General features: G+C 44.5%; 14 protein-coding genes and 1 other annotated feature. All 14 genes read right to left on the bottom strand.

What is annotated here, in order from left to right; all coding sequences use genetic code 11:
• Nucleotides 1–20: 20 nt before the first annotated feature.
• Nucleotides 21–3,560, bottom strand: a complete 3,540-nt coding sequence (gene rpoB, locus ABDZ72_RS04415) for a DNA-directed RNA polymerase subunit beta (protein WP_343751407.1) — start codon at nucleotides 3,558–3,560, stop codon at nucleotides 21–23.
• Between the two features lie 495 nt (nucleotides 3,561–4,055).
• Nucleotides 4,056–4,658 carry a class I SAM-dependent methyltransferase gene (locus tag ABDZ72_RS04410; RefSeq protein WP_343751406.1) on the bottom strand — a complete coding sequence of 201 codons (603 nt, stop codon included), beginning with the start codon at nucleotides 4,656–4,658 and terminating at the stop codon, nucleotides 4,056–4,058.
• Nucleotides 4,659–4,735: 77 nt separating this feature from the next.
• Nucleotides 4,736–5,101, bottom strand: a complete 366-nt coding sequence (rplL, locus tag ABDZ72_RS04405; protein ID WP_343751404.1) for a 50S ribosomal protein L7/L12 — start codon at nucleotides 5,099–5,101, stop codon at nucleotides 4,736–4,738.
• Nucleotides 5,102–5,153: 52 nt separating this feature from the next.
• The gene (gene rplJ / locus ABDZ72_RS04400; RefSeq protein ID WP_343751403.1) at nucleotides 5,154–5,660 is read right to left on the bottom strand and encodes a 50S ribosomal protein L10; all 507 of its coding nucleotides are present in this window, start codon (nucleotides 5,658–5,660) and stop codon (nucleotides 5,154–5,156) included.
• A 59-nt stretch (nucleotides 5,661–5,719) separates the two neighbouring features.
• Nucleotides 5,720–5,865, bottom strand: a sequence feature (ribosomal protein L10 leader region).
• A gap of 71 nt (nucleotides 5,866–5,936) precedes the next feature.
• The gene (rplA, locus tag ABDZ72_RS04395) at nucleotides 5,937–6,632 is read right to left on the bottom strand and encodes a 50S ribosomal protein L1 (protein ID WP_343751402.1); all 696 of its coding nucleotides are present in this window, start codon (nucleotides 6,630–6,632) and stop codon (nucleotides 5,937–5,939) included.
• 122 nt (nucleotides 6,633–6,754) lie between these two features.
• On the bottom strand, nucleotides 6,755–7,180 hold the full coding sequence (rplK, locus tag ABDZ72_RS04390) for a 50S ribosomal protein L11 (protein ID WP_343751401.1): 426 nt from the start codon (nucleotides 7,178–7,180) through the stop codon (nucleotides 6,755–6,757).
• Between the two features lie 176 nt (nucleotides 7,181–7,356).
• Nucleotides 7,357–7,893: a transcription termination/antitermination protein NusG gene (nusG, locus tag ABDZ72_RS04385; protein WP_343751399.1), complete on the bottom strand. Its 537-nt coding sequence runs from the start codon at nucleotides 7,891–7,893 to the stop codon at nucleotides 7,357–7,359.
• Between the two features lie 172 nt (nucleotides 7,894–8,065).
• Entirely contained in the window at nucleotides 8,066–8,233 is a 168-nt protein-coding gene (secE, locus tag ABDZ72_RS04380) for a preprotein translocase subunit SecE (protein WP_425542346.1), read from the bottom strand.
• A gap of 69 nt (nucleotides 8,234–8,302) precedes the next feature.
• Entirely contained in the window at nucleotides 8,303–8,971 is a 669-nt protein-coding gene (gene sigH, locus ABDZ72_RS04375) for an RNA polymerase sporulation sigma factor SigH (protein WP_343751396.1), read from the bottom strand.
• 98 nt (nucleotides 8,972–9,069) lie between these two features.
• Nucleotides 9,070–9,579, bottom strand: a complete 510-nt coding sequence (locus ABDZ72_RS04370) for an NYN domain-containing protein (RefSeq protein WP_343751395.1) — start codon at nucleotides 9,577–9,579, stop codon at nucleotides 9,070–9,072.
• Complete coding sequence (gene rlmB / locus ABDZ72_RS04365) at nucleotides 9,576–10,325, bottom strand: 23S rRNA (guanosine(2251)-2'-O)-methyltransferase RlmB (RefSeq protein WP_343751394.1); 750 nt, start codon at nucleotides 10,323–10,325, stop codon at nucleotides 9,576–9,578. Before rlmB ends, ABDZ72_RS04370 begins: the two co-directional genes overlap by 4 nt.
• Nucleotides 10,310–10,726, bottom strand: coding sequence for a Mini-ribonuclease 3 (locus ABDZ72_RS04360; protein ID WP_343751393.1), 417 nt, complete (start codon nucleotides 10,724–10,726; stop codon nucleotides 10,310–10,312). Before ABDZ72_RS04360 ends, rlmB begins: the two co-directional genes overlap by 16 nt.
• Nucleotides 10,716–12,128 carry a cysteine--tRNA ligase gene (gene cysS, locus ABDZ72_RS04355; protein WP_343751392.1) on the bottom strand — a complete coding sequence of 471 codons (1,413 nt, stop codon included), beginning with the start codon at nucleotides 12,126–12,128 and terminating at the stop codon, nucleotides 10,716–10,718. Before cysS ends, ABDZ72_RS04360 begins: the two co-directional genes overlap by 11 nt.
• Entirely contained in the window at nucleotides 12,109–12,777 is a 669-nt protein-coding gene (cysE, locus tag ABDZ72_RS04350) for a serine O-acetyltransferase (protein WP_343751473.1), read from the bottom strand. The genes cysS and cysE overlap by 20 nt, the downstream gene beginning before the upstream one ends.
• Between the last annotated feature and the right edge of the window lie 72 nt (nucleotides 12,778–12,849).

The raw sequence follows: 12,849 nt of genomic DNA, 5'->3' as shown, positions 1-12,849 counted from the left end.
CTGTGAACGCGTGCGATTTGTCAGCTTTCTTCTGCCGCTTCCAAATTTAATTTGCTTGCCGCTTGTGTATCCTCGTCTTCTAGTTCCTGCATTTCAATTTCTGACTCATCGCTGGATAGCATCTTCACGTCCATTCCAAGGCTTTGCAATTCTTTGATCAATACTTTGAAAGATTCCGGCACTCCAGGCTCGGTGACATTATCACCTTTTACGATGGATTCATAAGCTTTAACACGACCGACCACGTCGTCGGATTTAACAGTCAAAATCTCCTGCAATGTGTACGCAGCGCCGTAAGCCTCTAGCGCCCAGACTTCCATTTCACCAAAACGTTGTCCGCCAAATTGAGCCTTACCGCCCAATGGCTGCTGGGTGACCAGGGAGTATGGGCCAGTGGAGCGGGCGTGCAGTTTATCATCCACCATATGCGCCAGTTTGATCATATACATGACACCGACGGAAACGCGATTGTCAAACGGATCTCCCGTTCGTCCATCATAAAGAATGGATTTAGCATCTTTTGCTATCCCTGCTTCATCAAGGGTTTCCCATACATCGTCTTCGGTTGCACCGTCAAATACCGGTGTGGCCATGTGAAGTCCGAGCTGGCGTGCAGCCATGCCGAGGTGAAGTTCAAAAACCTGCCCGATATTCATTCGCGACGGAACACCGAGTGGATTCAGCATGATGTCAAGCGGTGTACCATCCGGCAAAAACGGCATATCTTCCTCGGGAAGTATTTTGGATATGACACCTTTGTTTCCATGTCGTCCAGCCATTTTATCCCCTTCTGATATCTTTCGTTTCTGTACAATATAAACACGTACCAAATGATTAACACCAGGCGATAACTCATCCCCATCTTCACGGTTAAAGATTTTAACTTCCAGCACAATGCCGCCAGATCCATGCGGTACACGCAGAGAAGTGTCCCGAACCTCCCGTGCTTTTTCACCAAAAATAGCGTGAAGTAAGCGCTCTTCGGCTGACAGTTCCGTTACTCCTTTAGGTGTCACTTTGCCTACAAGGATATCGCCATCGGAAACTTCCGCACCAATACGAATAATTCCGTCGTCATTAAGATCTTTCAGTGCATCTTCCCCAACGTTCGGAATATCACGAGTGATTTCCTCCGGACCGAGTTTGGTATCCCGGGCTTCCGATTCGTATTCCTCAATGTGAATGGATGTAAAGTCATCATCTTTGACCATGCGCTCACTCATAATAACGGCGTCTTCATAGTTGTAACCTTCCCATGTCATAAATCCGACAAGTGCATTGCGGCCAAGCGCCATCTCTCCGTTTTCCATCGAGGGTCCATCAGACAGGATTTCACCTTGCGTGACACGATCACCTTTGCTGACAATCGGTCGCTGATTGTAGCATGTTCCCTGGTTGGAGCGGATGTATTTCTGCATACGATAAACATCCAAATCGCCTTGGACTTCTTTTCCATCAACCTCGGAAATACGGCGGACCCGCACTTCTTTTCCTTCCACATGTTCCACGATGCCCTCATTTTGGCATATAACAGCAGCACCAGAATCTTTGCCTGAAACATATTCCATGCCGGTTCCAACCATGGGGGCTTCCGGCTCCATCAAAGGCACGGCCTGTCGCTGCATGTTGGCTCCCATTAATGCACGGTTGGAGTCGTCATTTTCCAAAAAGGGAATGCAAGCTGTCGCAGCTGATACCACTTGTTTTGGTGAGACGTCCATATAGTCGATTTTTTCACGCGGAACAATCGTATTTTCGCCGCGGAAACGTGCAATAACTTCTTCATCAGCGAATGTGCCGTCATCATTCAGCCGGGCGTTCGCCTGTGCGACAACATAATTGTCTTCTTCATCTGCTGTCAGATAATCCGATTCGCCCGTTACCCTTCCGGTCTCCCGATCGACTCGACGATACGGTGTCTCAATAAAGCCAAATTGATTGACCTTCGCGTAACTTGACAGCGAGTTAATCAGACCGATATTCGGCCCTTCCGGTGTTTCAATCGGACACATGCGCCCGTAGTGGGAATAGTGAACGTCACGCACTTCAAATCCAGCGCGCTCACGGGTCAGTCCACCGGGCCCCAGTGCTGACAGACGGCGTTTGTGGGTAAGTTCCCCTAACGGATTGGTCTGATCCATGAACTGTGACAACTGCGAACTTCCAAAAAACTCTTTAATGGATGCTATAACAGGCCGGATATTAATCAACTGCTGCGGCGTTATGCTCGATGTATCCTGAATAGACATACGCTCCCGCACAACCCGTTCCATCCGGGATAGACCTATACGAAACTGATTTTGAAGCAGTTCTCCGACAGAACGCAGACGACGGTTACCCAAATGGTCAATATCATCTGTTCCACCAACATGATGGAGCAAGTTAAAGAAATAACTAATGGCAGATAATATATCAGATGGTGCAATATGCTTCGTGTTCTCATCCACATTGGCATTGCCAATAACATCGAGATGATGCTCGCCATCAGGGTCCGTCGGATCGACAATCTTCACTGATTGCACAAGAATGGGTTCCTCCAGAACACCTTCGTTTGGTTTCACAGTTTTTTCACCGGCCATATTTTCATTGCTTTCCAAATAAGGTATAATTTTGTCAAGCAGCCGGCGCTCCAACTTATCACCTTTGTCTGCAATGACTTCACCTGTTTCCGGATCAACAATGGGTTCCGCCAGCACCTGATTAAACAAACGGTCTTTAATGTCCAGTTTTTTGTTTACTTTGTAACGGCCGACGTAAGCCAAATCATAGCGCTTCGGGTCAAAGAATCGGGAGACAAGTAAACTCCTTGCATTTTCCACAGTCGGTGGTTCACCGGGACGCAAACGTTCATAGATTTCAAGCAGTGCTTTCTCCGTTGTTTCCGTATTGTCCTTTTCCAGCGTATTTTTCAAATATTGATTATCACCAATAAGGTCGATAATCTCCTGGTCCGTACTAAAGCCGAGGGCACGTAATAACACAGTGATTGGCAACTTACGTGTGCGGTCAATCCTGACATAGGCAACATCTTTGGCATCTGTTTCAAATTCAAGCCAGGCTCCACGATTTGGAATAACAGTCGCAGCCACACCGCGTTTGCCGTTTTTGTCAAATTTCTCACTGAAATAAACACTCGGTGATCGAACAAGCTGGGAAACAATGACGCGTTCAGCTCCATTAATAATAAACGTTCCGGTATCCGTCATTAATGGAAAATCACCCATAAACACTTCCTGCTCTTTCACTTCACCGGTCTCATTATTAATCAGCCGTACCTTTACACTCAGTGGTGCGTTATAGGTAACATCTCGCTCTTTGGATTCGTACACAGGGTATTTGGGTTCACCGAGACTATAATCGATAAATTCCAGTGATAAATTACCGGCAAAATCCTCAATCGGCGAAATATCTTGAAACATCTCCCGTATTCCTTCATCAAGGAACCACTGATAGGAAGCGGTTTGAATTTCGATTAGATTCGGTAAATCCAATACCTCACTGATACGCGCATAACTTCTGCGCTGGCGGTGCCGTCCGTACTGAACTAGTTGACCTGTCAACAGCTTCACCCCTCAAATCAAGCATTTTTCATAGATTTCTTCCTTCATTGGCTCGAAAAATGACTATAATATTTGAAAAAACAACTGATAGGTGCATCAGCCATTTTTAACCCGTTTCCACGGTAAAAGCATCAGGCGATGATTACTCCGGGATAACTTGCAAGCCCGATCCTACTGATGCTTCCGGACAAAAAATATAACATTTCCAGATAGCGTAAAATAACAATAGTACTCGTACTACTGTTTCAAAAAATCAGCACAATCCGGAGTTGCTGCCGAATAGTATATATCTTGCAGCATGTATTCTTCAGGATGACGGTGAAACATAGTAGAAAGGCTGACACAGCCAGTTTCCCAGACCCTGGATAATATAAGCGATTCTATCATTGTCCCCGTTTGCCGATTACATTATACATTATACTTTCGTGAAATTTTTATTGACAAAGGAAGTCCTATGTTAGCATTTAAATATACTATCACATTTGCCGTGAACGGTCAACCATTCATAGCCATCAATACATAATAACCTTTGCTGCGCGCAGTTGTCTCTACATGATCAAATAAATTCTCAAGTTTATCTATAGCGGACGGAGCCCCCTGCTTTTTTTGAATGACCACCCATAGTTGACCCTTTTTCAGCAGCGCGTTCCTGCTATCTTCAAACATTTGATGGACCACTTGTTTCCCTGCACGTATCGGAGGATTTGTCAATATAGAAGCAAATCGTCGACTAGGCATATCGTTTAAACGATCACTCGTCACCATTTCCACATTCAGTACTTGGTTAAGAACGGCATTCTTCCGGGCAAGCTCAATCGCTCGTTCATTAATATCCGACATAACGACGTGCCTCGCGGGAAATCGGTCAGCCGTTGTAATGCCAATTGGACCATATCCACAGCCCAAATCCAGTATTTCCCCTTCAATACAAGGTTCATCAAAATGATCAATTAAAAGCTTTGAGCCATAATCCACATCATTTTTTGAAAAAACGCCATAGTCGCTTGTGAACGTATATTCCTTCCCTCTTAATAGGCAGTTCCATTGTTGAGGGGAACGTTTGGATTGAGGTTGGTGTGAAAAATAATGATCAGCCATTTTGGCACCTGCTTTTGGAAAGTGATTGAAATTAAATATAGAGAAAGCCCGCCGTTATCCGACAGGCTTTTTGATAATTACTTGATTTCGATGGTTGCTCCTGTTTCTTCCAGTTGGCTTTTAATATCTTCAGCTTCGTCTTTTGATGCGCCTTCTTTGATAGCTTTAGGCGTATTATCAACCAGTTCTTTCGCATCTTTAAGGCCAAGTCCGGTGATTTCACGAACAGCTTTAACAACTTTAATTTTGGAATCGCCGGGATCGGACAACTCTACATTAAATTCAGTCTGTTCTTCAGCAGCTTCTGCTTCGCCGCCTCCACCTGCAACAGCAACCGGTGCCGCAGCCGTTACGCCAAACTCTTCCTCAATTGCTTTTACAAGATCGTTCAGTTCCAAAACAGACATTTCTTTTACCGCATCAATAATTTGCTGATTATCCATTGGTATTCCTCCATTCAAAATTTAAATTTATGCCGCATAAAGCGACAAGCAGTTACGCGCCTTGTTCTTCTTTTTGATCTGCGATAGCTTTGGCAGCATAAGCAAAGTTTCGCACAGGTGCCTGAAGCACACTAAGCAGCATGGCCACCATACCATCGTAGTTCGGCAAATCGGCAAGTTCCTTGATTTGATCAAGTGTTGCTATTTCACCTTCAATGACACCACCTTTAATCTCAAGCGCATGGTGCTCCTTGGCAAAATTATTTAAAATTTTGGCCGGTGCAATCACATCGTTAGCGCTGAATGCAATAGCGGTCGGGCCGACCAATGTATCATTCAAGTCACTCAATTCCACTTCATCTGCCGCACGGCGAACCATTGAATTTTTATAGACTTTAAAATCAACATCTGCTTCGCGCATCTGTTGACGCAGTTCTGTCATTTCAGCTACATTCAAACCGCGATAATCCACGAGCAATGTAGACTGACTGTCACGGAATTTATCTGCAATTTCCTGCACAACCTGCTTTTTTTGCTCAATAATATTACTGTTGGACATCGTTCCACCTCCTGTTAACCACTTGATTATACCGCAACCGGTAGTGTTCAGTTGATCATGAAGAAAATAAGAAAGCCTCCATGCAGACATGAAGGCTTTCGGTAAACAACGTACGACTGTAGTCAATCGTTTATCCCTGAAACACCTCGGCAGGATATTAAGCGATAAACGCACCTGCTGTCTACGGTACAACGTATTCTATTTATAGCATGTCTAGTATACGTGATTGCTGGCGAAAAGTCAACTCTTTACCAAGCACAATATCCCATAATCATATCAGCCACGATAAGGTGTAACGTCCACCTTGATACCCGGTCCCATCGTGGACGTGATGGATGCGTTACGCATATACAAACCTTTTGCTGCCTGTGGTTTGGCTTTTACAAGCGCATCCGCAACAGCATGAAAGTTTTCTGCGAGTTTGTTATTATCAAATGAAATCTTCCCGAAAGGAACATGGATATTGGACGATTTATCAACACGATACTCGACTTTACCCGCTTTAATTTCATTGACTGCTTTTTCGACTTCAAAGGTTACTGTTCCGGTCTTTGGGTTTGGCATAAGCCCTTTTGGTCCCAAGACGCGCCCGAGCTTGCCGACTTCAGCCATCATATCAGGCGTCGCAACAACAGCATCAAAGTCAAACCAGCCCTGGTTAATTTTGGTGATCAAATCCTGATCCCCAACAAAATCGGCACCGGCGTTTTCGGCTTCGGTAGCCTTTTCGCCTTTAGCAAAAACCAATACGCGCTGTGTCTTTCCCGTTCCGTGTGGCAACACCATTGCTCCGCGGATTTGCTGATCAGCTTTTTTCGGGTCAACCCCTAAACGAAAGGCAGCTTCCACGGTTTCATCAAAATTTGCTTTGGCAGTCTCTTTCAACAAAGTGACTGCTTCCTCTGTGTCATATGCTTTTGAGCGATCAACAAGTTCAGCAGTTTCCTGATATTTTCTGCTACGTTTCGCCATTATACTTCCTCCTCAAGTTGTGGTTTATAGCGGTAAGACCTCCCACTCGACAAATACAGGCGGCATGGTCATGAGAACACAATTATCATCGCAAACCGTGTCTGTTCATGTATGCGCCAGCATTAATCTTCTATATTAATGCCCATGCTGTGTGCTGTTCCTTCGACCATGCGCACAGCAGCGTCAAAATTAGCCGCATTCAAATCAGGCATTTTCGTTTCCGCAATTTCGTTGACCTGGTCACGCTTAACCGAAGCAACTTGATTACGCCTTGGTTCACCTGACCCAGTATCAATTCCGGCTGCTTTTTTCAACAGTACCGGAGCAGGCGGCGTTTTTGTAATAAATGTAAAGGAACGATCTTCAAATACTGTAATTTCGACTGGAATAATCATGCCGGCCTGGTCTTGTGTGCGGGCGTTAAATTCCTTACAGAATCCCATAATATTCACGCCAGCTTGTCCCAACGCGGGGCCTACCGGTGGCGCTGGATTTGCTTTGCCGGCCTCGATTTGCAGCTTTACGATTTTAAATACTTTTTTAGCCACGAGACACACCTCCTTAAAGTCCGTGATGTGGTAATAGGGGAATCCCCCTCCCACTCAATATTACCTGTCTACTCAAGGTTCGACGAACGGCAATAACAAAAAAATTTTAGCACGAATTATAAATCAATGCAAGATCCTTCTTATAATTTTATTTAATCGGCAAGCCATCCTGTGAGTCATTGCAGTTTTTCAATTTGTGTAAAGTCAAGTTCTACCGGCGTTTCTCGGCCGAACATGTTTACATGCACTTTCACCTTCTGCTTGTCTGTTTCAATATGTTTAATGGTGCCTGTGAAATCCGTGAACGGACCATCTGTAATGTTAACATTTTCCTCCACTTCAAAGTTAACCTGTGGCTCTTTTTCTTTTACACCCATTTGTTTTAGAACATTATCTACTTCATGGGGCAAAAGTGGTGTTGGTTTTGTCCCTTGACCGCTGGATCCGACAAAACCTGTGACCCCCGGCGTATTGCGAACGACATACCATGAATCATCCGTCATAACCATTTCAGCAAGAACGTAACCCGGGAAGAATTTCTTTTTAACCACTTTTTTCTTGCCGTTTTTTACTTCAGTCTCTTCTTCCTCAGGCACAAGCACACGAAAGATCTTATCTTCCATATTCATCGTCTCCACACGTTTTTGCAAATTCGTTTGCACCTTATTCTCGTAGCCGGAATACGTATGGATGGCATACCATTTCTTTTCCATTTACACAGGGCATTGCGTGTGCCCTTCCCCCCTTATCATCAGTTTTCTTTTCTGCCAGCAATCTGTTTTTTATTGCTAAAACATGCCATATTAAAAAACCCGCTTCACCCGGGTTTTTCATATCATCATATATTCCATTATAGCATATTGATAACATCTCTATTCAAGCTTATTAAAATAATGAGTTAAGAAATTGTGAAATGCCCAAATCAACAACCGCGAAAAATACAGCTACAAAAACAACCGTCGTAATGACCGTAATGGTGTAGCTTGTCAGTTCACGGCCTGTTGGCCAAGTCACTTTTTTCATTTCTCTGGAAACATTTTTGAAGAACTTCATCAAATTCAAAGATTGTCCCTCCCCGGACGCTTCTGACCTTCACTAATGTAGCATGACCTATACGACGTGTCAACGGACATGATCGACACTGTTCTCATCCTTTTCAATCAATTGTTCCAGTTTTCGCTTAATACGCTGAACGGCATTATCGATGGATTTTACATGTCGTCGCAATGTTACGGAAATTTCCTGATACGTACAACCATCCAGATACAGGCGCAGAACTTCTTTTTCCAGTGTACTCAGCAGTTCAGAAAGCTTTTCTTCCATATCGAAAAAGTCGTCTTTGTTCACCAGTATCTCCTGTGGGTCAACTGTTTTCGTTCCGCTAATGACGTCAATAAGTGCGCGGTCGGATTCCTCATCATAAATGGGCTTGTCCAGTGATACGTAAGAGTTGAGTGGGGTGTGTTTTTGTCTAGTGGCTGTCTTGATGGCGGTGATAATCTGCCGGGTAACACACAGTTCAGCAAATGCTTTGAATGAAGATAACCTCTCCCCGTCAAAATCGCGGATGGCTTTGTACAGACCGATCATGCCCTCTTGAATAATATCTTCTTTGTCTGCACCGATGATAAAATACGTTCGCGCTTTTGCCCGAACAAAATGAGCATACTTATGAATCAAAAAATCTAGTGCCTGGCTGTTTCCACAATGTATCAGATGAATAATTTTGTTATCATCGAGCTTCTCCAAGTTTTTGGTATCTGTCTCTATCAACTCGGCATTCACCGACATGACCTCCCGGCAACACGATTGGCAATTTAAAACGTATTATACAGTAAGCGTTTCCTAATAGTCAACATAGATTGGAAGGATTTAGGTATAAAAGACATTTACATATCTCCACGCCGCCACTTTTCAAACGTATCCAACACATCCTTTTTCAGTGGTATTTTTACCGGACGTCCATTTTGCTTCGTTTCCTCTATTTTTTCCGTTATCTCCCGGTCAATCGTATTCATTTCCGTATACAGTTCCCGTGCCGGTTTGCGAAGGGCACCACGGCCAAAAATCGTCCGTTGTTCAGCATAATCTGATGTGGCGACATATACTTGATTCAGCACATTTTTTAATTCCTTAACTAGCCGTTCAATGCACTCATCAGCCGTCTCGTTTTCTTTGGTATAAATGATTTCCATTTGGTATTCCTTCTGTCTGCTTTCTATCCCTCGGACATAATAGGCATCAAATACGACAATGACACGCATACCAGAAAAAGCCTGATAATCGGCCAGCCATTCAATGAGCTGATCACGTGCCTGTCCAATGTCCTCAATTTTCAACCGTTTCAGTTCTTCCCATGCACCAATGATGTTATAGCCGTCAACAACCAGGATATTCATGACCAGTCACCTGCCGGGGGTCGTTTTCGGAGAACCTCGTATAATAACAGGCTGCACGCAACGGATGCATTTAATGACGAAACATGTCCCTTCATGGGGAGAGTTACCAACCAATCGCATTTATCGCGAACTAATCGGCTTATCCCTTTTCCTTCATTACCAATGACGATGGCTAATGGCAGGCTACCATCGAGTTGTCGGTAATCCTCGCTTCCATAGGCATCCGTACCCACAACCCATATATGCTGTTTTTTCAATTCATCAATGGTATTGGCGGTATTTGTTACACGTGTTACCGGCACATGTTCCAAGGCACCTGCCGCTGTTTTAGCGACGGTTTGTGTAAGACCGACAGATCGCCGTTTAGGTATGATAACCCCATGAGCCCCCGCAGCGTCGGCACTTCTTATGATGGAACCAAGATTATGCGGATCTTCCAGTTGATCTAAAATGACAAAAAATGGCGCTTCGTTTCTCGATTCGGCTACGGCAAACAAATCATCCAGTGACGCATACGCATACGACGCAACATAAGCGACAACGCCCTGGTGGTTCCCGGATGTTACTTGATCAATCTTTGTCCTGGGGGTCTTTTGCACGATCGTTCCGGCTTCTTTGGCGAGATGGTTCAGTTTTTGTGTCAACGAAGGATTCAGCTGATCGGATACCATTACTTTATGAATGGATCTGCCCGAGGTCAACGCTTCAATGACAGGGTTTTTTCCGATAATCATTTCCTGTACCAAGGATCGTATTCCCTCCCTTCCACAAATGCAACAGCTGCCTCCAGTAATTCATTCAGCCTTTCGTCATTCCTGAGCAAATAATGATAACCAATCAGTGTCTCAAAAGCAGTGCTGTACCGATACGTCTGAACGTTTGTATTCTTAGGAATGGCTCCGGATTTAGCGTTCCTGCCTCGGGTAACTATAGATACTTCGTCACCGGTAAGCTGATCTGTTTCCATCCAATGCCGAACGACCGACGCTTGTGCTTTTGCTGATACAAACGTGACGGCTTCTTTCTGGAGTTGATTAGGTTTGACAGTTCCTTTTTCCAGTAAATGTTCCCTGATATGAACTTCAAAGACAGCATCTCCCATATAGGCCAGCGTCAAACTCTTCATCTGTTTTACATCAAGACTCATTGTCCGCCCTCTTCCATCGTGTTCCCTGAGGCGTATCTTCGAGAATAACATGTCTTTCCCTCAGATTGTCACGAATCTCGTCGGCTCGAGCAAAATCACGGTTCCGTCGTGCTTCATTCCGTTCCTGAATCAATGCATCAATATCCGCATCCAGCAAATCGTCCTCCCGTTCCAACTGAATGCCCAGCACATCAAGAATAGATTGCATGCTTGCCTGAAATTCCTCAATAATTCGAATGGATGTGTGCGTTCGTTCCAAATAACGGTTAGCCTCTTTCGTTATATCAAATAATACAGAAATAGCATTGGCTGTATTAAAGTCATCATCCATAGCTTCTTCAAATTGGCGCTTCATCATCGAAATAGTTGCCATCCAATTATTAGCGTCCTGATCCGCATCCATGCTTGCCTGTTTTCGATGTTCAAGGTTGCTGTATGCATTGTTAATGCGGTCCAGACTAGTTTTTGCTCCCTGCAACAGCTCTTCAGTGAAGTTGATAGGATGGCGGTAATGAACACTCAGCATAAGAAAACGGACTACCTGTGGATCATGCTGAGCAATGATATCTTTGGTTAATACAAAGTTACCAAGTGATTTGGACATCTTTTCATTGTCAACATTGATATAACCGTTGTGCATCCAGTAATTGGAAAACGGCTTTCCGCTTCGTGCCTCGGATTGTGCAATTTCATTTTCATGATGCGGAAAAGCGAGATCCTGTCCGCCCGCGTGAATGTCTATCGTTTCACCAAGATATTTTTTGGCCATCGCTGAGCATTCTATATGCCAACCAGGACGTCCCTGGCTCCATGGTGAATCCCAAGCAATTTCATCATCCTTAGCTTTCTTCCATAATGCAAAGTCAAGCGGGTCCTCTTTTTTCTCGCCTACTTGAATGCGCGCTCCCGACCGTAATTCATCAATGGACTGATGTGACAGTTTCCCGTAGTCTGCAAACGAACGTGGTTTAAAGTAAACATCGCCATCTACTTCATATGCGTAGCCTTCATCAATCAGGCTCTGAATAAACGTCAGGATGTCATCCATCGTTTCCGTCACACGCGGATTCCATGTTGCCTTTTTGACACCCAAAGCCTCAACATCCTGCAAATAAGCGTCAATAAAACGATTGGCCACATCCGGAACGGCTTCCCCCATGTCGTTGGCTGCTTTAATAATTTTATCATCAACATCCGTGAAGTTGAGTACATAATCCACCTGAAATCCCTTATATTCAAAATACCTTCGGACCGTATCAAAAACAATAGCCGGACGAGCATTTCCAATGTGGATATAATTATAGACGGTTGGACCGCAAACATACATGCGCACCCGATTTTTGTCGATCGATTTGAACGTTTCTTTTTCTCTTGTCAATGTATTATAAATGGTTATTGTCATTGTGCTCCCCTTCCTTCAGGTTTTCTAATTCTTCACGCAAGGCATCAATGTCTTCCTGCAGTTGTTGACAGCGGTCGGCTACCGGATCGGGCAGTTTATGATGATCAAGGTTTTTCTTCACTTTTTCACCATTTTGTACAACGACCTGACCCGGAACGCCAACAACCGTGGAATGATCGGGAACATCCTTTAACACGACCGATCCCGCCCCTACTTTGGAACTGTTGCCGATCGTTATATTCCCGAGCACTTTTGCACCGGTTGTAATCGTGGCATTATCCTTGATGGTTGGATGACGCTTTCCTTTTTCCTTGCCAGTGCCACCAAGTGTCACCCCTTGAAAGACGGACACATTATCCCCTATTTCACACGTTTCACCAATAACGATACCCATCCCATGGTCAATGAAAAACTTCCGGCCAATGACGGCACCCGGATGGATTTCAATGCCTGTGAAAAAACGGTTCAGCTGTGAAATCACACGGGCAATGAAGAACAGACGACGTTTAAAAAAGAAATGGGCCAGACGGTGTGCCCAAATAGCATGCACTCCCGCATAGGTCAACATCACTTCCATATAGGAACGTGCAGCCGGATCCTGTTCAAAGACAACGTCCATATCTTCTTTCATTCGTTTAAAAACCCCCATCGGCCTAATTCCTCCTCCCGTCGTTTCTTTATATGTTATGCACAGAATATCACGTCCTGCGCCCAATGCCAT

The organism is Lentibacillus halophilus (genome assembly GCF_039522485.1).
GTDB lineage: Bacteria > Bacillota > Bacilli > Bacillales > Amphibacillaceae > Lentibacillus > Lentibacillus halophilus.
The sequence above is the reverse complement of the archived record's forward strand: the minus strand, read 5'-3'. Positions and strand labels throughout refer to the sequence as shown.

Excerpts from the sequence above, each read along its gene's own strand:
- rplL (WP_343751404.1), bottom strand. The coding sequence starts at position 5,101 with ATGGATAATCAGCAAATTATTGATGCGGTAAAAGAAATGTCTGTTTTG.
- ABDZ72_RS04360 (WP_343751393.1), bottom strand. The coding sequence starts at position 10,726 with ATGAGTCTTGATGTAAAACAGATGAAGAGTTTGACGCTGGCCTATATG.
- rplA (WP_343751402.1), bottom strand. The coding sequence starts at position 6,632 with ATGGCGAAACGTAGCAGAAAATATCAGGAAACTGCTGAACTTGTTGAT.
- cysS (WP_343751392.1), bottom strand. The coding sequence starts at position 12,128 with ATGACAATAACCATTTATAATACATTGACAAGAGAAAAAGAAACGTTC.
- nusG (WP_343751399.1), bottom strand. The coding sequence starts at position 7,893 with ATGGAAAAGAAATGGTATGCCATCCATACGTATTCCGGCTACGAGAAT.
- sigH (WP_343751396.1), bottom strand. The coding sequence starts at position 8,971 with ATGTCGGTGAATGCCGAGTTGATAGAGACAGATACCAAAAACTTGGAG.
- rplJ (WP_343751403.1), bottom strand. The coding sequence starts at position 5,660 with ATGTCCAACAGTAATATTATTGAGCAAAAAAAGCAGGTTGTGCAGGAA.
- secE (WP_425542346.1), bottom strand. The coding sequence starts at position 8,233 with ATGAAGTTCTTCAAAAATGTTTCCAGAGAAATGAAAAAAGTGACTTGG.
- ABDZ72_RS04370 (WP_343751395.1), bottom strand. The coding sequence starts at position 9,579 with ATGAATATCCTGGTTGTTGACGGCTATAACATCATTGGTGCATGGGAA.
- ABDZ72_RS04410 (WP_343751406.1), bottom strand. The coding sequence starts at position 4,658 with ATGGCTGATCATTATTTTTCACACCAACCTCAATCCAAACGTTCCCCT.
- cysE (WP_343751473.1), bottom strand. The coding sequence starts at position 12,777 with ATGGGGGTTTTTAAACGAATGAAAGAAGATATGGACGTTGTCTTTGAA.